Source organism: Tindallia californiensis (assembly GCF_900107405.1).
Classification (GTDB): Bacteria; Bacillota; Clostridia; order Peptostreptococcales; family Tindalliaceae; genus Tindallia; species Tindallia californiensis.
Window position 1 is genome coordinate 1 of sequence record NZ_FNPV01000004.1, and the last position, 22,318, is coordinate 22,318.

General features: G+C 37.6%; 24 protein-coding genes. 23 read left to right on the forward strand and 1 reads right to left on the reverse strand.

Going from position 1 to position 22,318, the window contains the following annotated elements; translation table 11 throughout:
• The 22 genes from BLV55_RS15000 to BLV55_RS06040 all read left to right on the forward strand — a co-directional run.
• The coding region (locus BLV55_RS15000) for a Flp family type IVb pilin (RefSeq protein WP_143033172.1) at positions 1-141 on the forward strand (141 nt) is incomplete at its 5' end.
• A gap of 98 nt (positions 142-239) precedes the next feature.
• Positions 240-401, forward strand: a complete 162-nt coding sequence (locus BLV55_RS05945; protein ID WP_093312346.1) for a Flp family type IVb pilin — start codon at positions 240-242, stop codon at positions 399-401.
• A 177-nt stretch (positions 402-578) separates the two neighbouring features.
• Positions 579-1,268 (forward strand): prepilin peptidase, encoded by a 690-nt coding sequence (locus BLV55_RS05950; protein WP_242870066.1) that lies wholly within the window; start codon positions 579-581, stop codon positions 1,266-1,268.
• An 84-nt stretch (positions 1,269-1,352) separates the two neighbouring features.
• Entirely contained in the window at positions 1,353-1,523 is a 171-nt protein-coding gene (locus BLV55_RS14445) for a Flp family type IVb pilin (protein ID WP_143033173.1), read from the forward strand.
• A gap of 66 nt (positions 1,524-1,589) precedes the next feature.
• Complete coding sequence (locus BLV55_RS05955; RefSeq protein WP_093312351.1) at positions 1,590-2,144, forward strand: TadE/TadG family type IV pilus assembly protein; 555 nt, start codon at positions 1,590-1,592, stop codon at positions 2,142-2,144.
• Between the two features lie 40 nt (positions 2,145-2,184).
• On the forward strand, positions 2,185-2,733 hold the full coding sequence (locus BLV55_RS05960) for a TadE family protein (RefSeq protein WP_176968289.1): 549 nt from the start codon (positions 2,185-2,187) through the stop codon (positions 2,731-2,733).
• A complete protein-coding gene (locus BLV55_RS05965) occupies positions 2,726-3,211 on the forward strand; it encodes a TadE/TadG family type IV pilus assembly protein (RefSeq protein ID WP_093312357.1) in 486 nt (161 codons plus the stop codon). Before BLV55_RS05960 ends, BLV55_RS05965 begins: the two co-directional genes overlap by 8 nt.
• Positions 3,212-3,281: 70 nt before the next feature.
• On the forward strand, positions 3,282-4,043 hold the full coding sequence (gene cpaB, locus BLV55_RS05970; protein ID WP_093312360.1) for a Flp pilus assembly protein CpaB: 762 nt from the start codon (positions 3,282-3,284) through the stop codon (positions 4,041-4,043).
• A 47-nt stretch (positions 4,044-4,090) separates the two neighbouring features.
• Complete coding sequence (locus BLV55_RS05975; RefSeq protein ID WP_093312362.1) at positions 4,091-5,293, forward strand: CpaE/TadZ family protein; 1,203 nt, start codon at positions 4,091-4,093, stop codon at positions 5,291-5,293.
• 19 nt (positions 5,294-5,312) lie between these two features.
• Positions 5,313-6,680 carry a TadA family conjugal transfer-associated ATPase gene (locus BLV55_RS05980; RefSeq protein ID WP_093312365.1) on the forward strand — a complete coding sequence of 456 codons (1,368 nt, stop codon included), beginning with the start codon at positions 5,313-5,315 and terminating at the stop codon, positions 6,678-6,680.
• 5 nt (positions 6,681-6,685) lie between these two features.
• Positions 6,686-7,615, forward strand: coding sequence for a type II secretion system F family protein (locus BLV55_RS05985; protein WP_176968290.1), 930 nt, complete (start codon positions 6,686-6,688; stop codon positions 7,613-7,615).
• A 28-nt stretch (positions 7,616-7,643) separates the two neighbouring features.
• Entirely contained in the window at positions 7,644-8,558 is a 915-nt protein-coding gene (locus BLV55_RS05990) for a type II secretion system F family protein (RefSeq protein ID WP_093312368.1), read from the forward strand.
• A 19-nt stretch (positions 8,559-8,577) separates the two neighbouring features.
• Positions 8,578-8,877 (forward strand): DUF192 domain-containing protein, encoded by a 300-nt coding sequence (locus BLV55_RS05995; protein ID WP_093312370.1) that lies wholly within the window; start codon positions 8,578-8,580, stop codon positions 8,875-8,877.
• Entirely contained in the window at positions 8,878-10,182 is a 1,305-nt protein-coding gene (locus tag BLV55_RS06000) for a coiled-coil domain-containing protein (protein ID WP_093312372.1), read from the forward strand.
• Positions 10,183-10,362: 180 nt separating this feature from the next.
• The gene (locus BLV55_RS06005) at positions 10,363-12,774 is read left to right on the forward strand and encodes an AraC family transcriptional regulator (protein WP_093312373.1); all 2,412 of its coding nucleotides are present in this window, start codon (positions 10,363-10,365) and stop codon (positions 12,772-12,774) included.
• 104 nt (positions 12,775-12,878) lie between these two features.
• Entirely contained in the window at positions 12,879-14,123 is a 1,245-nt protein-coding gene (locus BLV55_RS06010; RefSeq protein ID WP_093312375.1) for a coiled-coil domain-containing protein, read from the forward strand.
• A 72-nt stretch (positions 14,124-14,195) separates the two neighbouring features.
• A complete protein-coding gene (locus BLV55_RS06015) occupies positions 14,196-15,059 on the forward strand; it encodes a sulfite exporter TauE/SafE family protein (protein ID WP_093312377.1) in 864 nt (287 codons plus the stop codon).
• Between the two features lie 46 nt (positions 15,060-15,105).
• Positions 15,106-16,044, forward strand: a complete 939-nt coding sequence (locus BLV55_RS06020; RefSeq protein WP_093312379.1) for an HD-GYP domain-containing protein — start codon at positions 15,106-15,108, stop codon at positions 16,042-16,044.
• Positions 16,045-16,252: 208 nt separating this feature from the next.
• Positions 16,253-17,245 (forward strand): signal peptide peptidase SppA, encoded by a 993-nt coding sequence (gene sppA / locus BLV55_RS06025; protein ID WP_093312380.1) that lies wholly within the window; start codon positions 16,253-16,255, stop codon positions 17,243-17,245.
• Positions 17,246-17,258: 13 nt separating this feature from the next.
• Positions 17,259-17,795 (forward strand): RDD family protein, encoded by a 537-nt coding sequence (locus BLV55_RS06030; RefSeq protein WP_093312382.1) that lies wholly within the window; start codon positions 17,259-17,261, stop codon positions 17,793-17,795.
• A gap of 125 nt (positions 17,796-17,920) precedes the next feature.
• A complete protein-coding gene (locus tag BLV55_RS06035) occupies positions 17,921-19,222 on the forward strand; it encodes a methyl-accepting chemotaxis protein (protein ID WP_176968291.1) in 1,302 nt (433 codons plus the stop codon).
• Between the two features lie 347 nt (positions 19,223-19,569).
• Positions 19,570-19,872, forward strand: coding sequence for a hypothetical protein (locus BLV55_RS06040; protein ID WP_093312386.1), 303 nt, complete (start codon positions 19,570-19,572; stop codon positions 19,870-19,872).
• On the opposite strand, the gene BLV55_RS06045 is transcribed toward BLV55_RS06040, so the two are convergent.
• Positions 19,853-20,449, reverse strand: a complete 597-nt coding sequence (locus BLV55_RS06045) for a 5' nucleotidase, NT5C type (RefSeq protein WP_176968292.1) — start codon at positions 20,447-20,449, stop codon at positions 19,853-19,855. The genes BLV55_RS06040 and BLV55_RS06045 overlap by 20 nt on opposite strands.
• A 244-nt stretch (positions 20,450-20,693) precedes the next feature.
• On the opposite strand from BLV55_RS06045, the gene BLV55_RS06050 reads away from it, so the two are divergent.
• Entirely contained in the window at positions 20,694-22,208 is a 1,515-nt protein-coding gene (locus tag BLV55_RS06050; protein WP_093312390.1) for a dipeptidase, read from the forward strand.
• The last annotated feature ends 110 nt before the right edge of the window (positions 22,209-22,318 follow it).

Consider the following 22,318-nt stretch of genomic DNA (forward strand, 5'->3'; position numbering starts at 1 on the left):
GAATCAGGTCAAGGGATGGTAGAGTATGGATTGATTTTAGTACTTGTGTCAGTGGTAGCGATAGGAATGCTGACAAACGTTGGGGATCAGCTGCAGAAACAGTTTGAAGATATTTGGAAAACATTAGGCGGAACTCCTTAAAAGGGAAAAATGTTTTCTGTTACGAATTTCCATGATTATCTTGACTGATGAGTAATTTGAGATGAAGTTGCAGATTATGCGAAAGGAGGTGTAAAAGGATGAATTGGTTATTAAAAGAGGAATCAGGTCAAGGGATGGTAGAGTATGGATTGATTTTAGTACTTGTGTCAGTGGTAGCGATAACAATGCTGACAAACGTTGGGAATCAGTTGAGTTCTCAGTTTGAAGAAATTTTTAAAACATTAGGAGGAACTCCTTAAAAGGGAAAAATGTTTTCTGTTACGAATTTCCGTATTTTGCAGCGAAAATATAAACTTTTCGCTGCAAAATACTAAATTGTTTGTAAGTGCCAAGGTTCATCAACAGACGTTTAGATGTATTGAGAATGTAATATTTTGAAATTCAAGATAAAATTTGAGGAGGAAAAGAGGGTGTTTATGCCAAGTTTTCTGTTTTTCTTCGCTGGTTTCATAGGGTGGCAGGCTGGGAAAAACATATCGAAGCTAACGAGTGCAATGATTAATTGGAAGCAGGCAAAAAGAACAGAAACATACAGAGTTTATCGAGAAGAAAAAAAAGGTGACAGGAGAATAAATGTAATTTTACTGGTAACAGGAGCCTATTTAGCCATATTTTTTTTACCAGTGGGGGAAGCTCTTTTTTCCATTTTGATGAGTGTTTTAGCTCTTTTGCTAATACGAATTGATCAACGGATCAGAATTATTCCGAATGAACTAGTACTATTTTTATTTATCGTTGGTTGCATGAAACAAGTAATAAGTAGTGGCATTTTGGGCTTGGGTGAAGGGTTGATAGCTGTTGTGGTAACTATGGGGATATTGATCTTTACAGCGTTTATACATAAATTTTTCTCTGGTGCTATGGGAGTTGGCGCTGGAGATATTAAGTTAATGATGGCACTTTCGATGATTTTAGGAATTCATCAGCTCCCCGGCTTACTTTTGGGAATCAGCACTACATTAATTCTTTACTTGGCCTACCTTAAAATGACGGCAGGTTTTTTCTTAAAGCAAAGTTTTCCAATGGCATTACAGATCATGGGTGGGTTTATGCTGGCATTACATCAAAATTGGATTTTAGATTTTATTGCAGTGGCAACAAGGTAGCATTTGGGGTTAAGGGTGAAAAAGGCAAAAGTGACAGAAGTATGGGTGTTGCTGAATGTCATTTGCAAAAAGGGGGGGCTTGGTATGGAACGAAAAATGGTTTGGTTTTTCATTTGTAGCGATGAAACAGGGCAAGGGCTAGTGGAGTATGCACTTATAATGATTCTGGTTTCAGTAATAGCCGTAACCATTTTAGGGGAGATAGGTGATATTGTTAAAGATTTTTTTGGCATTGCAGATTACTTGGGTCCGTAAAGCTGAGTGAAAAAAGGAATGAGATGCATTGCTGAACGTAATTAATAAAGCAAGAGGGTGGAGGTGATGGCTATAAAACATCTTAAATCTGAAAAAGGGCAGAGTTTGGTGGAATTTGCCTTGATACTACCTATCTTATTGATATTGATGAGCTTTACCCTTGATGTGGCTCAGGCTATCAATAGCAAGATGAACGTTCAACATCTGGCAGGAGAAATGGTAAAAGCACATAAATATTTCCACCAAGGAGGACATGAGAATCCCGGTGACGATTTATTTTTTGATTCAAGAGATGACTTGATTGATCATCTCCTGGACAAATCACCATTAAATGCAGACGAACTGACCTACAATATCATCGAAGGGGAAGTGAGGGACAGGCACTTTATTGGTAAACGGTGGCATCAAACCGGAACAAATTCTTTTGGCGTTCCGATTGGGAGATTTTTTGGAACAAATAACTCCAATACAGTTCAATATATTACAGTGGAAGTTGAGTATGTTTTGAATTTTTCGATGATTCTTACAAAAACTGTGTTAGGAGACAGTCTTACCTTATCAGAGACGTTTACAACTGCTATGTATCTTGGGTCAGATGGGGATTGGCCGGACCCTCTTTAAGGGTAATTGATCGGAAGATTTCTAAGAAGGAGGAGTGGGTTTGTATCCGCTAAAAGAAAAACGTGGACAGGCAATTCTGGAATATGTTTTGGTAACACCTCTATTCTTGGCCGCTTTTCTAATGGTAATTGATGTAGGGTGGGTGAGTTATCAGAGAGTTTTGTTCGATTATACGGTTCGACATGCTAGTTGGGAATGGCGGCCATCGTCTGATGATCGAGATCAGGTGATTGAAGACGGGATAGCGAAAGTTTATCAAGGAGAAGATGCGAGTACGATGTTAAGAAAGCAGATGACAGAAGAGAATGAATTATCAGGACATCTTAATTTGACTGATATAAGCGTTGAAAATGCTAGAGTATATTTATACAGAGATATAAGAACTCAAAGCTATCGTTGTTATAATGATAGCGAGTATGTAAGGATGGGCCGTATGCTAAACCTAGAAACCATGGCAGATGTTAATTATATTATTAGACCACTAACTCCGGTAGGGATAAAATTGCTGGGAGATGAAATTCCTATAGAGCGAAGTATGTACAAAATATATAATATACAGTTTAGAGGAGGGGTCCCGGATAATGATTAAACTATCAAAGAGCAACCTGCTGAGGAATGAAAAAGGAGAAGTACTTGTTCTTTTTGCCATTGGATTTACAATATTGTTATTGTTTACTAGCTTGGCTATTGACTTTGCTATGGCCTTGGTGTATCGAGATCGTGTTAAGGAAGTGGCAGTTATGGCTAGGGAAACTAGAATGGATTTTGGAAGCGTTGAGATGTGGAATGCTGCTGATGCTAATGTTGTGTATAGAGAATTGGCGGTAGATATAGCTGATAGAAATGGCATGAAAGCAGTTCAAGTTAAGACTGAGTACGATGAAACGGAAACAACCAGTTCGAAGAGATTTGCAAAGGCAAATGTTATAATGACAGACACCTATGAATGCACAGCCCTTAAGATTATAGGGATTGATGAAATTGAGATAAAGGTTCGAGTGGATGGAAGTCAAACAAATAGTGGCTCTAACTTGTGGAATCCTGACCAAAATTATGATGCTCCATAAAAGAAACGTCGAAATTTTCAAAAGAGTACAGTGGTAAACTTAAAATGAAATAGAAAGCAGGGGAAGGAAAATGAAGATAGTAAGAGTTGCCGCACTGCTGATAGCAGTGTTAGCCTTTGGATATGTATTGATTTTTACTGGGTCGGATGACAATGATGAAAGCGAAACCGTGAGTAGTGTAGAAGTATACATAGCGGCAGAGGGAATACCGAAACAAACGGTAATACAGGAAGAAATGATAAAAGCAGTAACGGTGGGTGTAGACAATATAGAGAGTTATCACATCAGGGACAAAGAATATATTATTGGAAGTGTTGCGTCTGAAAACCTTTACAGTGGCGATGTGATCAGAGCTGAAAGGATTGACAGCACTGGCTACATGAGTGCAGGTCTTGGCTATATTGTTCCGGAAGGAATGAGAGCAATAACCATAAACGTGAACTATAATACAGGGTTAGCTGGATTGTTGGAAGTTGGTAATAAGGTGGATGTGGTGACAGTTTTCGAGGTGGAAGGGATAGATGGCGTCGATTCTCAAGGTAGGTTACATTTTCCTGAAGATAGTGACGCGATGGCGGCAGCGCTGACATTGCAAAACCGAGAAGTATTGGCACTTGACCAAAATATAGGCATTAATAATGAATATATAGGCAGTGAATATGTGACAGTTACGCTCCTGGTAACACCTACAGAAGCTATTGAAACAGCACTTTTTCATACAGCGGGAAGCAGCAATTGGTTGGTTGGCAGAAATCAGGAGGACTTGGAAGTGCTTGATGCTGACCTAATCAAAAATGTCTATTTTAGAGAAATACCATTTCACAACAGGTAGTGAAGCTAAAAAGGGATTTAAATAAAAACGATTGGTAGGAGGATCTTATGGCTGCAAAATTGATGATATTTGCCGATGCAGAAACATCACAACATTTCCATCAAATGTTGTCGGATGAAGAGTTTCAAATAGTGAGCACGACGGATGATGAAAGTCAGGTGTTGGAAAGAATAACCCAGACTAAGCCTGAAATAGCAATAATTGCTTCAAATCAGCTAGGAACAACGACCAGGGTCGCTCAACAAATTTATCTATTAAGGCCTAATGTAACGCCTGTTGTTATCACAAAAGAATATAATTATGAAGTGATGCAGCAGGTAATGCAGGCAGGGATTCATTATATTTTACCGTTTCAAGCGGATAAAGAAGCTCTGGTAGCTCAGATAAAAGGAATCCGGAGCAATGAAATGTCTCGGTTGGCAGCGTTACAACATACGGCAAGTAGCAACTATAAGTCGCGGGTAATAACGGTTTGTCGTTCTAAGGGTGGCGTAGGTGCTACCAGTATGGTTATAAACCTTGCGACAAAACTTGCTCAATTAAAACGCAGGGTGGCAATACTGGACTTGGATCTGGAATACGGAGAAGTTGCATATGATATGCGATTAAAGCCAGAAAAAACAATTGCAGAATTACTGGAAGAACAACCGACAGTCAATGCTGATAATGTTAGAAAATACATGGCAACACATACCTCTGGAGTGAGTGTGTTGGCAGCACCGGATAGTCCTGAGTTTGTGGAAAATATTTCTTCGTCACAAACGGAGAAAATTATATCCGTATTAAGGACTTACTTTGACTATATTATTATTGATACAAGCATTGGGTTCAACTCAGTGAATCTGTCGAGTTTCGATTTATCTTCACTGGTCTTATTTGTTACCGGAATGGATTTAGCGGCATTGCAGCGATCGAAAAAAGGATTATCCATTGTTCATTCTTTGATTCCGTCAGAAAAGTTGAAACTTGTAGTGGCGAAAGAAGAAATTGGAAGGGTTAAATTAAAAGATGTGTCCAAGACTTTGGAATATCCTGTTTTTTCAAGTATTCCCTATGATCAGAAAGTAGCAAATGAAGCCGTTAACCAAGGAAGACCAGCCGTGATGGAAGCCCCTAGTTCTAAAATTTCTGAAGCTTATGAAATATTAGCTGGCGAAATAGATAGCATTGGCTCGGAAGCCGTAACTTCCGGAGAAAAGGAAGAATCGCAAAAGAAAAGGGGAAAGAAAAAAGGATTCTTCAAACGATAGGAAGGGAAGGGAGTAGAAAATGAGTTTATCTGAACGATTAAAACGGGCTAAAACCGGCGGAGAAGCACCGAATGCGATGACAGACATAATGGATTTTACGAAAAAAACAGAAGCGCTGAGACAGTCGGAAGAGTTAGAAGGCTATAAACAATCCATTCACCAGGTGGTTATTGATGAATACAATCGTCAAATCAGAGAAAATGATGGTGATGAACAGGCGGTGGATGTTCGGTTAATTGTTTCGAATGCGATCAACGATTCGGGAAAAACCTTTACAAAAGCAAGGCAGGAAATATTAACGCAGGAAATTTATGACGATGTTATGGGGCTAGGTCCACTGGAATCTCTATTAAGAGATAACAGTATAACAGAAATTATGGTGAATGGTCCTAAAGATATTTATATAGAGAACAAAGGGAAAATCGAAAAATCAAGCGTTACGTTTAAGGATGACCAGCATGTTCTTCGGATTATTAACCGAATTGTGTCACCCATTGGAAGACGTTGTGATGAGGCGAATCCAATGGTAGATGCAAGGCTTATGGATGGATCCAGAATCAATGCAATTATTCCGCCGGTGGCGTTGAATGGCCCTACTATAACCATCAGAAAGTTTAATTCGGTACCATTTCAGGTGAAAGATTTGATAGATTTCAACACATTATCTTTTGACATGGCATCTTTTTTGGAGTCCTGCGTTAAAGGAAAATGTAATGTCATGGTATCGGGAGGGACGGGTAGTGGAAAAACCACATTGCTAAATGTACTTTCCAGTTATATACCAGGAAATGAAAGAATTGTGACGATAGAGGATGCAGCAGAACTTAAGTTAATGCAGCAACATGTCATTAGGTTGGAATCACGACCTCCTAATATAGAGGGCAAAGGACAGGTGGCCATTAGGGATTTGGTGAAAAACTCCTTAAGAATGAGGCCAGACCGCATCATTGTAGGAGAAGTACGGTCAGGCGAGGCTTTGGATATGTTGCAGGCAATGAATACTGGCCATGATGGTTCCTTGGCTACAGCCCATGCCAATAATCCTCGTGATATGATTTCTAGGCTAGAAACAATGGTTTTAATGGCGGGGATGGATTTGCCTATAAAAGCAATTCGGGAACAGATAACATCGGCGATAGATATTATTGTTCAACAATCCAGATGCAGAGATGGATCAAGAAAAATCACAGCGATATCAGAAGTTACGGGAATGGAGGGAGATGTGGTGAGTTTACAAGATATATTTGTATTTAAACAAGATGGGTATGACTCATCTGGTCGAATACGTGGCAAGTTTGTGGCTACAGGTGTTAGGCCTTATGTAGCAGAAGGGTTGAGAGAAAGCGGTATCATGATTAAAGATGAATGGTTCTCTAAAACAGGGTGATGAACATGACGAAAATATTGATTGCCTTATTATTAGCTTTTTTAGTGTATATCGCTGTGGATGCATTGATAAAAATTGTATATTGGCGTGTATTGAACTTTAACCAGCGACGCGCTGAAATTCAAAAGCAGAATTTACTAGGGTATAAAGGTTATTATTCTGCAAATAAAAAGAAGAAGCAAAGATTGCCCGTGCCAGAAAAAATAAGGATAGCTTTAATTCGTGCTGGGATACAGTTAAAGCCAGAAGAATTCTTAAGTTTATGGATTGGATTGGCAGTGTTAATTAGTTTCCTTATGATAGCAATGAGAGTTAAGGTGGCAACGGCAGGCATTGTATTGTTGTGTACACTGCTAGTTCCACCAATTATTGTAAGTATTAAAAGTAAAAAGCGAAAAGAAAAGTTTAGTGAGCAGCTTAAAGATGCGTTAATGGTATTGTCAAACAGCCTCAGAGCAGGTTTTACTTTTGAACAAGCAATTAGCAGTGTTTCCTATGACTTGCCGGATCCCATTGGAACAGAGTTCAAACAAGTTTTTAGGGAAATTGAATTAGGGGATAGTATGGGGGCTGCGCTGGATAGAATGGCGGAACGGATGGAATCAAAAGACTTAGAAATGGTGAATGTGGCCGTAGCTATTCAGAAAAAGGTTGGCGGAAATTTAGCAACAATTTTAGACAATATTAGTGAAACCCTTAGAGAAAGAATGTTAATGAAAAAAAAGATTAATGCCTTAACAGCACAGGGAAGAATGAGTGGCATTATTATATCCTTGTTACCAATTTGTTTGTTGCTTGCAATAACTGTCATCAACCCAGATTATATGGAGCCGATGTGGACCACTACTTATGGCCATCTTCTTTTGAGCATAGCATTAATTCTGGAGATAATAGGTTATGTTGTTATTAGAAAAATGATCGATATTAAATTATAAGAAATAAACCCGCAGGGGGTCTGAAACAGTGGAATATGGATTAGTGAAAGTAATAGGTGTTATTAGTTTCATAGTATTTTTTTTCTCAATGGTAAAAGGGAGAGAGAGTCGTCAAAAACGGTTCCATAAAAGAATGATGGAAATCAAAGAAGGGAGCCGAACAAACCATCAACATGGAAAAGATGAAATGGAGAAGAGTTTTAGGGAGCGTTTTTTGCTACCGCTTGCTTTGGGAATCATTAAAGGGGTGAGCCTGGTAACGCCGATTAAAGAAAGTACGCATCAAGAGTTGGAGAAAAAACTGGCAAAAGCAGATATAAGAATGAATCCCAGAGATTATCGCTCGATGAACATTGTTATTATTTTAGGATTAGGGATTTTGTTTATGCAATTTGCAAGTGATGGAGGTCAAAGTTTCCTTTACTTCTTGATAGGCTTGTTTGTTGGATATATTTACAGAAGATGGGGACTTGAAAAAGCTATTACAAAAAGGAAAGACTCCATCAAAGGGCAACTACCGGAAACTATTGATTTGTTAGGAGTTTGCGTGGTGGCGGGGCTTAGTTTTGACCAGGCACTGACCTATATCATCGAAAGAGCGGAAGGGCCACTGATTGATGAATTCAGTGTTGTTAAAAGAGAGATTATGCTGGGAAAACGACGAAAAGAAGCGTTGCTGGCGATGAGTGAACGCTGTGAAGTTGATGAGGTTAGAAACTTGATCAATGCCATTATACAAGCCGATGCACTGGGGATTTCCTTGCAAAATGTGTTGGAGACCCAATCAAAAACCATCCGGGAAGTGTATAAACAGGATATGGAAGAACGAGCAGGAAAAATACCTATAAAAATACTGTTGCCAATGGTAGCTTTTATCTTTCCAGTTATTTTCATTATATTATTAGGTCCAGCTGTGCCACTAATGAAGGCGGCATTTCAATAAGGAGGATTCGGACAAAAGAATGGTAGTAAAAGAAGCAAAGTCATTTTTTCAAAGGTTTATAGGTCTTATGTGGAAGAAAGGAATGAATTTTGAAGGCCTTTTGTTTAGGAACTGCGCTGCAGTTCATACCTGTTTTATGAAATTCACCATTTGTATTATGTTTTTAGACGAAAATGATAAAGTCCTGGACTACCAAATTCTAAAGCCTTGGAAAGTTAGCAAAATTGTTGAAGGAACGAAACATATACTAGAAACTCAGTGGCAAGAAGAAAAAGCAAAGGAAATTGTTGGTCAAGTAATCCAAATGGAGGTGTGCTAAATGTATTACAAAGGTTATGGGGTAGGAGATTTATACGATAAGAAAAATGAAGAAAAAAGTCATGTGGAAAGACTTTGCGACAGTGGTACGCTAAAGAGAGTAATGGGTGGATATTCAAAAAAGAGTGTAGAAGAGTATATAAACTCTTATAAAGAAACGGCAGAACAAATGAGAGAAAATCTGGAAGAACAGCTAAATCATACACTGTCAGAAAAAGAAATGCTGCATCAAGAAAATGAATTGCTCAAAAAACAATTTGAAGATGTTGAAAAACGTGTATACGGACTGAAGGAAGAGTATGAACAGGTAACATCGAAAAATTCAGAATTGCAGACAGCCTTGGAAAAAGAAAAAGAAGCAGCTCAAGAAATGTCAGGGAAATTAGAAGAGCAGGATTCGTTAGTAGAAGAAGCGATCCAAAAAAAGGAAGAAGAAGTTGCTCAATTAATCGAAAGAACTCAGGAGATTGAAAATGAACTGAAAGAATCAAAGGAAGAGTTAGAAAGACTAAGAGTGCTACTGCAAGAAAAAGAAGCATTATTGCAAAATAAAGAAGAGCAAATAACAGAACTTTCTGAAGCTATGAGTGAGAAAGATAATGAGATTCATGCATTAACAGAGGAGTTGCAAAAAAGTGAAGAACAGCTAAATGCTGCGAATCAAACGTTGAATGAATATCAACAGCAATTGGAAGACTTGCGGAGACAATTGGCTGAAGTTGAAACTCCAGACAATTCTTTTAATGAGCAAATAATAGAGTTAGAAAAAGAGCTTGAGCATTTAATTGATGAAAGAGATCATTACAAAGACGAAAAAGAAAAAGCACTGAGTAGTTTTGGGGAAAAGGTAGATGAAGTAACAAAAAAATTACAGGAAAAAGAAGAATTAGCCAAGGAACTACAAGATACGGTGAATACAATGCAAGAGGAGCAGGAACGATTAGAAGTGGATATCCAAATGCTTCAAAATCGTCTTGAGCAAAATGAAGTGAATGAGCGAGAATATCTGTTGCAAAAAAGAAAAATAGATGGCTATAAGAGCCAGCTAGAATCGATGGAAGCTTATCTGAAAAGTGTATTGGAAGAAATTGCGGCTAAAGAAAAGGCTATTAAAGAGGCTATGGAACAACAGGGAAATGATCAAGCAAAAATTCGCAGCTTGATGGAAGAAAAAATAAAACTTAAGTCGGAAAACATTGAAATGTTGGAAGAGATAGAAACGTTAAAAAATGAGTTGATTGATTATAAGGGAAATGAAGCTAACGAAGTGATTAAATTTTCTGCAAAAAAAGCCGCTGAAAGATAGTACTTCTTTAGGGTTTAAGATGAAATGTACAAAAAGGCTAGTGATAAATAGCTATAAAGGATGATGGAGGATAAGATTGGCAGTTATAGATGGACGCCTTATACTGCTAAGATCCAGTGGCGTAACCGACAGGTATTTTTGATCTGTCCTTTTTTGTATCAAAGGGGAGGGGGTAGACTGTTGAATGATATCAAAAAGAACACCTCTGAGCATATGATCAATCAATTGTCAGGAAGCATGGATTTTTTGGTAGCCAAAAAGCAGCATTCGTACAAAGCCACACTAATACAATTCAGCCACGAAGTATTCTCGGTGCATAACGAAGTAGAAATACTATATATGATCAGAGGAAAAATAAAACTTCAGACAAAATATGGCGAAAGAATCCTCAATGAAGGAGACCACTGCTTAATCAAACCAAGGACAGCACATAAGGTGATTGCTGAAGAAAAAGATAATATTATTTTTGTTTTTCAAATGGATGAAACAAAATTACGAGAGATAGAGACCTCGGATTTGAATAATGTTGAAAAGTATGTAAAAGCGGATAAAATCAACAAGATACTTTTTGAAAAAATCGGGAACTTGTATTTACAGCAAATTAGAGGGATGAAGGATTTTCCTGAAGTACAACAGGATGTTATGATAATCGGTCATTGTATCAATAAACTATTGAGTAGGCGTCCAACGTACGTTACTAATGATAATATGGATAGTATCCAAATGGTTGTTTATGATGTGGCAGAAGCGTATATAACTGAAGGGAATTTTAGGAAAACATTAGAAGAAATAACGGATGAGTATAATATCAGTTATTCTTATTTTTCGAGGATGTTTAGAGAGTTAACAGGATTAAGCTTTACACGATTTGTTACTAAATTAAAATTATCGTTCGTGGCAGAGCAGTTACTGAGCACAGATGATGCGATAGTAGATATTTCCTTTAGTTGCGGATATAAGGAATCTCGTCAGATGAATAGAGTTTTTAAAAAACATTTTAACATGTCGCCAATTTCCATGAGAAATAAGTATAAAAAAGTTCAATTGGAAAGCGATGAAAACAGCTTGCGAAAAATACCTGAAATCAAACCTTTTTTAGAACAAATTGAAAAAAAGGGGTTTCTAGAAAGTGCTAATTTTTTGAGACAATCAGAGTTTTCTTTATACATGGAAGAAACTCTGGGAGTGTGCGAAAAAAAATGGGGAGTAGTAACGGACTTTGAAAGTTTAATGATCAATAAAGGTGACTGTTCAAAACAAAAAATGATTAACATAGGAAAATTGCTATTTAAGGAATTGTCGATTCGGTTTATACGTTTCAAAGTTAAGCATATGAATGGAAACTTTTATTTCAGAATAGAAAATGATCAATGGGAAATAGTAGATGAAATGATGATGGAGAGTGTCATTAGTTTAGCTCTCGAATTTTCTGTGATACCCATTTTTCAAATAGATTTTGGGTTGAAATATAACTATTTAATCGATCCTCCCGTTGGTCATAAGGAATTATATCTTGGAATGCTGGAAAAATTTAACAGGTTATTTAGGAATTTATCGTCAGAGCACTTAAAGATATGTCGGTATGAGCTATACATAGATATCTTTAATACGGCGATAAAAGAAAGCTCTTTAGATATCGTGAGTTATGGGATGAGTGCTTTTGTAGAATTAATAAAAGAAAAGGTAGGTCATGAAAAAAAATACCGGGGATTGCATACAGGTGATTTCACTCTAAACAGCAAAAGATTAGACTGTAAACATTTGAGAATTTTGAAAAATCATTTAGTTCAGTTTGATTTTTTTAGTGCCCAGTTTATTTTGACGGAAAAAAAACAAATTAATATGTTGGATTTTAATAGCATACAGGATCGTTATTGCCATGCAGAGAGCAGGCTTAACAAAATGCTTCCAAAAGGTTTTGATGGTTCTAATCCACATCTTATGATTGATGTGACCTATGAATTAAAAAGAAAGATAAAAAAAAGTATGAAAGCGATGACAGCTTATCATGCATTGCTCAATATGATTCTGACAGAACCACAAAGAAGTTTTTCGGTAATATCAAATTTTCAACTTAAATGGATTGAAAATCATCAAAAACATATTCAAAGCTTTGCTTTTACCAACAATACTTTCAAAGAGCCCTTGCATTACTTGTTAAATTTGTACCAACTGATGGATGGAAACGAAGTTATTATGGCAAAAGAAGGTTGTTATATTGCAAAATACGCTGAAAGTATTTTAGGTATTTTTTATTTAGGCTATAGAGATTATATCGAAGCGGTGAGTTGTCAAAACGTTCCGAGAAGCAGACAACATCAAATTGTTATTCCGAAGGCAAGTGGAAAATATAAAATATCGGAATATACATTTAATGAAAGCATATGTAGTAAAAACCAGGAATCTGAGTTTTATGCTGATGAAGCATTTTTTCAACAAGAAGAATACAACTATATTCAAAAGACAATGATGCCCGAACTGACGATAGATTGCAAAGAATTTGTTGATGGAGTATATCATACCGTTAACCTGCAACCTTATGACATATGTATTGTAAAGATTGATAAACTCATGGCTGAAGATCATAGGTAGCAAGGAAATTGAAAAATAGGCTTTGGCTTCTGTTAGAAAAATGACAATAGGAGCTGAAGTCTACTGAAAAGAAGTAACAAACTAAATGGAAGGAGGGAATGGTGATGATTTATTTAACCGCTGGGATTGTCTGTGGAATAGTGCTTTATGTGTTTTGGGGGATAGGACGAACAAGAGCAGTGAAATCAGCTAAAAAAGGTACCGATTTATGTGATAAATCTTTTGTCAAAATTCGTGGAGGGTATTCGACGGTAAGTGTGGAAGAAAACCTAGAAAAATATATTTCTCAGACCGAAAAGAAGCTAAATCAATTAAAAACGGCTTTGAAAGATGCGAATTCGGAGAAAATATTTGCTTACCAGGAGAACAAGTTGACTAAAAAGCAATTGCAAGAAATAGAAGTGTATCTGCTGACCTTGGAAAAAGAATATAAGCTTATGGAAAAAACTGATCTTGTGGGGAAGGTACAATCGCTAGATGATTCGAAAAATATTGAGACCCAAGTAAAGATAGCTCAATTAAGGAATTTGAATAACGAAATAGAAATGCTTCAAGATTGGGTTGATCAAAGAAGTATAATGCTTGTTGATGCTACGGAAAAAATAAAGCTTTTGAAAAACACAATGTTAAAAAAACAAAAAAGATTCGAAAAAATGAAAGAGGATATTGCTTATGCAAATCAACAAATAGAAAAGCTAAATCAAAGCATTACAACCTATGATCAAGAAATAGTAGATGTAAAAAAAGTGATTGATAAGAAAAGAGTAGGTGACAAATTATCAAGGGAAAAGAAAAATCAGTTAAGAGGAAAGATTAATCAATTAAAATTAGAGCAAGAGACAATAAAAGTTGTCAAAGACAAAGCAACACACACATATAGAGAAAGCATTAAGCTCCTTACAGTAAACCTCAAAGAAAAGAATGAATTGATCGAGAAACTAAAGAATAAAATTACATTTATGAAAGAAACACGAGAATTTTATGAGATTGATATTCAGATTCTGCAGGAAAGAATGACAAAAAGCGAGAAAAATAAAGAGAAAATGACCATAATATCGAAAAGATTAAATGCTTATCAACATAAACTAGTACTTGTTGAAGCATTGAAGAGGGTGTTAGAAAAATGGATGAGCAGTAAAAATAGTGTTATTCAAAATCTTTATGAAAAATCGCAAAAGGAAAAAGAGCTCATTAATACGCTAATAGATGAAAATACGACATTGAAATTAGATAACAGCTTTATGCAAGAGCAAGTTGATGAGCTTAAGAGGTCTGTAGCTCAAGAAAAAGAACAGTTTGAGAAGGAAAGAGATGATAGGGAAAAACAAGCGACAGAGTATTCAGCGTAAGAGAGCTGAGGGATTCGTGCACAAAGGAAGATATACACACGCTTATATAAGTAAAAAGTAGGAGGGCATTCAATGATTATTACAGGATTCTTAGCTGTTCTTGGTATAATGACAATACTGTATGTAATAAAATTGGTTCAATCCCTGTATCACTATTTTGAGGGGTTTCCCTCTATTCATATGCTGGTGATAGGATTTGTTACTGATTTTTTTGACTCTTTGGGAATTGGAAGTTTTGCTCCCACTGCTTCCTGGTATCGACACACAAAAATGGTAAATGACCGTATCATTCCGGGAACAATGCTGGTAGGGCATACATTACCCGTAGTAACAATGGCGTTTATTTTTATTCAACGAGTGGAAGTAGATCCACTAACGCTTGTTTTTATGATTATTGCAGCTGCGTTAGGAGCTCATGTAGGAGCTGATATAGTATCGGGTTTATCGGAAACAAAAGTTCAATTTGGAATGGGTTTTGCGCTTATTATTACAGCCATCATCATGATTCTTGGCACAGATGCGATTCAAGCGATGCCTGCTTCAGGTGATATGATCGGGTTGGATGGTGCAAAACTTATGGTGGCTGTAGCGGGTAACTTTATTCTGGGGGCTTTAATGTCGCTAGGGGTAGGTTTATATGCGCCATGCATGGCATTAGTATATTTGCTGGGTATGGATCAGCTTGCTGCTTTTCCCATTATGATGGGATCCTGTGCATTTCTTATGCCCATAGGAAGCATAAAGTTTATTAAGCATGGGGCCTTCGATTCCAGAGCTGCTGTAGGACTGGCCTTGGGTGGAGTGCCGGCGGTGGTCATTGCAGCTACTTTTATTTCAGAACTTCCGATGGAGATTCTGACCTGGTTAGTCATTGGCGTCATAAGTTATACAGCGTTCAAGATGCTAAGAGCGGCATTACCGAAAGAAAGTTTTTGATAATAACATAGTAGATATATACGGAAAATGTATAGGGAGGAGTCCATTGGAGAATAATTTAGATACGTATAATTTTCACCACATTAGTCGAGAAAAAAGTTCAGTTAAGATGGAGTATCTGCAAGAACTGATGAGTGCTGAAATGGAAGAACACCTGATAACATATATGTTGAACTTAATTGTCTTCTTTTGTCAAAGAGTTGGCTTTCCACTTGTTCAAATTGATAGAAAGCTAAGTTTAGCAATAGAGAAAAGCAAAAGCCCTATTGTTAATGCAGATAGCATTTGGGTTTTACTAACAGAAATAATGACTATCATCAATAGTGAGTACGGAGAAATGGGAGGTGTAAAAAGCAAAACACACACATTGAATAGTGAAGTAGATCACAAAATGATCTACTTGTATAAAGAAAAGAATATAGTGAGAGATAAATTAATTTCTAAAAAGTTATCGATATTAGAAAGTTTAAGAATACTGCTTGGTGAGCTGTCGCCGGAAATATTGCATCATAGCAGGCGAATGAGAATCATGGTAACGAAAATTGGAAAAAGTTTTAATCTAAGCGGATTGTCGTTGAAGAAACTAATACTCACTGCAGAATTACATGATTTAGGAAAAATTGGAGTAGAGGAAGCGATTTTGAAAAAAACGAAAAGTCTAACAAGTGCTGATTGGAAACGGTTAAAAAAGCATCCTCTATATGGATATTGTCTTGCTAAACGAATTACCATGATCCCTGGAGTAGCGGAAGGTGTTTTGTTACATCATGAGAGATGGGATGGTAAGGGATATCCCATAGGATTAAAAAAAGAAGAAATTCCGTTTGAGGCACGGATGATTACTATTATTGATGCCTACGATGCAATGGTTTATGAACGAGGGTATAAAGAAGTCTTAAGTCCGGACCAAGCGAAAGATGAATTAAGAAGGTGTGCGGGAACACAGTTTGATCCCTTATTAATCCGAGCTTTTTTATCGATTTGAATAAGCAGAGAATAGCACATAGGATCATGTAGTAAGAAACCATTAAATAAAAACATTACTAATTTTTTAGTAATGTTTTTCGATGAAAAAAATGATATTCTGGTAGAGAAAGTATTTTATCAGAGCTATTACTGTTTTTGTCGTCAATAAATGACCAGGATAGATAATAGTACTAAAAGTCTAGAAGACATAAAACAAGGAGGACAATATGAATAAAAAACGTTGGACGGCGTTAGGGTTATGTATTGCTATTTTAATTGTTTCGTTTGTCATTGATGCAACAGGGAGAACGGAAAAAATGTTCTTTGCGGAAGAAGAATGGGAAGAAGTGATGCTTGAAAGCGGATCCGAGTCAGTTGTTGCTGTTTTAGAAGTATCAGGAGTCATTACGGCCAGAGATACCAGTGGTGTTTTTGATGAACAGGAGTATCACCATGATTCCTTTTTAAAGAGACTTGAATCCGTATATGAAAATGAGGATGTAAAAGCAATTGTTCTTTATGTTAACTCACCAGGAGGAGGCGTTTCAGAAAGTGATGAAATTTTTCAGCGGATTATGTCGCTAAAAAATGAGAATGAAAAGCCGCTGGTTGTTTTTATGGACCAGGTAGCGGCTTCAGGCGGATATTATATCGCAGCGCCGGCGGATCACATTATGGCGACACGAAACACCATCACCGGGTCGATTGGCGTTATTATGCAAAGCATCAACTTGCATCAGCTAGCGGAAAACTGGGGAGTGGAAGATGCGACCATTAAAAGTGGTGAGTTAAAAGACTTAATGAATCCGTTAAGAAATATGGAAGAGGAAGAACGGGAAGTGATGCAAAGTATTATTGATGAAATGCATCAATTTTTTGTGGAAGCAATCGTTGAAGGAAGAGGCATGGACTTAGAAAAAGTTGAAAAACTAGCCGACGGAAGAATTTTTAGTGGCTCTCAAGCTTTGCAAAATGGACTGGTTGATTCTTTGGGAAGATTTGAAGATGCTGTAGAAAAAGCAAAGATGATTTCAGGCAACGAAGATGCAACGGTTCTTATTTTAAGGCAAAGGAGTGCTTTTAGCTGGCAGCATTTTCTTAATGGAAATCAGCGATTGACAATGTTGGAGCATCTGTTCCTTAACCATTCCTCCCCTCGCTATCCAATGCCAATTTCGACAGAACACTATCCCACACCCATGTATTTGTGGACTTATTAGGGGGTGTAGGATCATGATAAAGAGAGAAATAAAAGAACAGGAAAAAATGACACATTTTAATGAAGGAGAATGGAAAAATTATCGGCTGGCCCGTATGGGAGATCGATTGATGGCTTATGTGCTGGATATAATCGTTGTGAATGGAATAAGTGTTATCTTAGGGGCAATTAGTGGTGGAATGGTATGGCAGATTCCTTTTTTTGCTATGCGACTGATGACTATTGGAGTAGTGGGAGCTGTTTATTTTAGTCTTTTTACGAAGCTGTGGGGTCAAACCTTAGGGAAAATGGTGGTAGGTATTCGTGTCATTCAAAAGAATGGTGATTTATTAGACTGGAAAACGGTTTTACTAAGAGAAGTGGCAGGCAGAACGGTTTCTCAACTCTTTGGTGTTCATTTAGGATATCTGTGGGCCGCTATCAGTAAAAAAAACCAGGGTTGGCATGATCTGTTAGTGGACACCTATGTGGTGGTTGAACCGGAAATGGAAAAACGTTGGATCATTCAGGTGCCCTCATCGGCAGAGGACAGCCTACAGAGTGACAACTAACGAAAGGAAATAGGAACAATAATGGTATCGGTAAATTCATCATAAGTTGCGTCCTTTTGATATAATAGGGTATAACTCTACAGGTAAGTGATGAAATGAAGAAATGAAACAAAGGGGCGTTTATGATGAAGAAAACCGATGAATCAAAAGATTTGAACAAGATTACGAACTCGATCACACTAAAGTTTATTGTTATTATTGTGGTGGCACAGTTGATTACTCCTTTTTTAGCCGGCATGATTAATCAGCAGGTTGACCGTATGGGACTGGCAAATTTGGAAATTATCACCATGATTACTTCCTTTACCAACTTGATTATTTTGACGGTTTTTATGATTTATGCAGTTAAATGGATTATACTGAGCCGAATTAAAGGGCTGAACAGACTGGTCCAAAAGGTAGCTGATGGCGATTTATCTGAAAGACTGGAGATTACGAAAAGTGATGAAATTGGTAAATTGGGAGTAGGCATTAATGAAATGATTGATAGTCTGGCGGATATGGTAAAACAGTCAACCATGTCGACAGAAAAAATAGAAGACGTAAGCCAAGAACTTAGTCGAAATACGGAAATGATCGCTAAAAATATGGCAGGGATTAAAGAACGTACCGAAAAGATAGAAAATAAAATTCATGGTACAACGAAGGTTGTGGAAAAAGCAGTACAAGATTCCACCGTCTTGAAAGAACGAAGTCAAAAGATTATGGCATCATCAGAAAGGATATTGGAAAGATCCAACGAAGCGAAACTTTTAGCAGCGAAAGGTCAAAAAGCAGCGCAAGGGGTAGAAGAAAAAATTGATAATACAACAGATTCTTTTGACCGACTGACAAAAACGACAGAAACTTTACAGGACTATTCTGATAAAATTAGCTTGGTAACAGAAACAATTCAAAAAATATCGCGTCAAACAGGCATTTTGGCAATCAATGCTAAGATAGAAAGTGCACGGGCTGGCGACGCAGGAAAAGGCTTTGCGGTCGTAGCTGATGAGGTGAATACCTTGGCAGAAGAAACCAGTTTCTCGGCGGAGGAGATAGAAAAAACTATGGCTGCATTGAAGGATGGGATACAAGAGCTGGGTTCGGAGATGCAGGAAGCTTCATCAACCTTGGATGAGATTAAAGATGCAGCCGATAATACAAAAAACACGTTGACTGGAATCGTTGCACAGATTGAAAAAGTGGATCATCGTATTCAGGAAATTAATGAAACAAATCAGAAGCAGGCAGATTTTTCACAGGATCTTTCAGCTTTGATGGATCAAATCAACAGCCAAACAGAGTTTATCGAAGAAGCTGTAGAGAATGCTAATGAACTTATTGAAACAACCAGTCATAGCTTGAAAGGGATTAATGAATCTACTAGTGAAATGACAGAGCAGGCAACAGAAACAAAACAAAAATTGATGAAAATCAAAGCATAAGCAACCATCAAAAACCACCGTTTAGCCATAGTTTGTCTTTTTACTGGCTTTTGGTGGTTTTTGATTGTACTGAATAAAATAACTACTTCCGCGTAATACTTCAATTGCCTCTCTTTTAGGCATGTTATACGGTTCTTTTTTATATCCCAATGAGTCTGTTAGTAAAATATTGCATACGGCGTTGTTGATGGTAAACGAAAACGATACGATGCTAGACGTCATGTAGGAAATCAATAGAGGCTTCGAGAACTGGGAAAGAAGGAGCCGGGTTTTAAGTAGTAGCCAATGAAGCTCGATGCTTATCGGAAGAAGTAGATGCGGCGGTATCCCAGATTACAGATTATGTGATGACTACCTTGGTAGAAAGCAGCAAAACCAGAGAAACGTTAGAAAAAAGTCGCAAGGACTTTATGGAATCTACAGCCCTAATAAAGGAAATGGAAAGCTACTTTCTGAATTTGTTTAAGTTGACAGAAGAGATGGGTAGTCGGATGGTAGATATATCTGAAAACATACGACAAGTGGATGAAGAGGTAGAGTGGATTGCGGAAGGGATGAACACGATGCCTGGAGATGTAAACAATAATTTGAAGCGATTATTCTTTATTGAAGAAATTAAAAACAGGCAGCTTAGAGATTTTTCAGCGTAAGCCTGTTTTTTTCCATGGTGGAAATGACATCCTGCACCTGATACCAGTTTTCGATTCGTTTCATATTGGGAAGCATTTCCTGGTCTCGATTATAAGTGCAGTCCATTAGTAATACATCCACTCCGGATTCGGCAATAGCTCTGGCGTTTTCATAACGATCTTCAATAAAAAGGTCGCATCGAAGCTCCTGGGCTTTCCCCACTTTATCATGACTTCCTAAGAGAAATAAGCCATTTTGTGGTATGTCGTGATGATTTAGCCAGTCCTTTGTAACCTTTTCCATATTTGGGTGCCTGGCCGTAATATAGTATAACTGATGCGTTGGGTACATATCTTGTAAAATACTGGGTGCTTCTTTTCTTATAGGGCTATGACGATGAATCTTTTCTCCGTGTTCCAAGTAGAATGCTAGATATTCTTCCTCTGAAATCCCTAAGTTAACAGCTAAGTCATAGCAAGTCATGTCTTCCGGTTTTTGATTCAGTCCAAAGTGTTCATTGGTAAATGGCAGCCAATAATAAGGCTCGGTTAAAGTAGCGTCAATGTCAATTCCAATGGTGAGTGAAAAAATGTTCATAAAAATATTCCTCCTTTTAATCCTTTTAATAGGTATTGTCGATACGTCTATTGTATCAAACAAAGTCAAAAAAGAGGTTAAGAAAAGGTTAATAGTAGATAAAATTTGATTCATAGCCCCAGGGGTTTTGTCAGGGTTGAAAGCAAGGAGATTTTACCATAGAATAAAGATATGATCGATGAAAAGTGATGTTGTGTTTCTAAAGCTTTGGTAGAACTGTACAAATAATGCAAAGGAGATACATATGGAAAAAAACAATCTGAGGAAAAAACGAAGGGAAAGTCTGTGGAAGCATCCTTATAAAAAATCTAGATTTCAAAAAATGACGCCAATGATTTTGATTCTGCTGTTTGGCTCTATGGCAATGAAAGTGGTTATTGCTGAAATGCCTATATCGGAAGGGTGGAAAGAAATCCACCACTCTTCGATAGTGGTGGATATGCACAATGATACCATGATGAAAGTAGTAGACAGTCATACGTGGTTGCCGGTAGTGGATATCGGGAAAGAATCACCAGAAGGCTTTCAGCTGGATCTACACAAAGCCCAACAAGGTGGTTTGAATGTAGCTTTTTATGCGGCTTATACAGCGGATCAAAGGGATGTTGACGACGTTGTTGCCAGAACCAACAGTCGTTCTCTCGCGTTGATTAATGCCTTGTATTGGACCGTTGAACAAAATCAGGATAACATGACTCTAGCTAGAAACACACAGGAAATAGAAGCGGGACTGGCTGAAGGAAAGCATGTTGCTGTTGCAAGTTTGGAAGGTATGTATCAATTTGGTGGAGAAAACAGTAAAGAGCTGCTACGACAGTATCATGATTTGGGAATTCGGGCCGCAGGACTTGTTTGGAACAGCCCTAATAGATTAGGTGCAGGAGCTAATGTTGCTAATAATGAAGAAAATGCAGGGCTGACAGAGGCAGGTCGAGAGATCATTTCTGAAATGAACCGTCTAGGAATACTGGTGGATGTTTCTCATATGAATGAAAAAACATTTTTCGATACCCTTGAAATTACACAAGTACCAGTGATTGCTTCTCATTCAGGAGTGGATGGAGTACGACCGCATGTACGGAATTTGTCCGATGAACAATTGCTTCAGCTAAAAGAGAATGGTGGAGTGGTGAGCATTAACTTTTGGAGAACGGCTTTAGCGAACCCGGGAAGTTCAGCGACGGTTAAGCATATTGTAGATCACATTGATTATGCGGTGAACTTAATAGGCATCGATCATGTGGGGCTTGGATCAGATTTTGACGGAGCTACAATGCCTAAAGACCTTCCAGATGCTTCTTACTTACCCAGCATTACGAAAGAATTGGCGAGTAGGGGCTATCATCAGGAAGAAATTAAAAAAATAGTGGGTGGAAATAATCAGCGGGTTCTAAAAGAGGCAGAAAAATTTGCAGAAAACCAGGTGCGTCACCCATGGTTACAACCACCTAGATTAAGGGTTGTACCGGACGTTCAAATGGGAGAAATAGTTTATGATACCAAGCCTACGCTTTCTGCAAAAATAATGGATAGTGGCGATGGTGCAGGGAACTTTTTTCAATATAGCATTATAGTAAATGGAGTCGTTTATCAGCCATCATATCATCCGGATACAGGTCATATTTCTTATCAAGTGGAAAGGGATCTGTTGGGGAAAGGACATACCGAAAGGGACGGGAATTTTCATGTGGTGACGTTTTTAGCGAAAAACCCGATAGGCTTAGAAGTCAGAGAAACAGTGATTATTTACGTTCTTTAGGGTTTTTTGAGTTTTTAAAAGGCTATTGGATGGTATAGGCAATAACAACAAGAAAGGAACATGGCAGAGGCCATGTTCCTTTCTTGTTGAGAAAAGAGAGAATAGCTGTA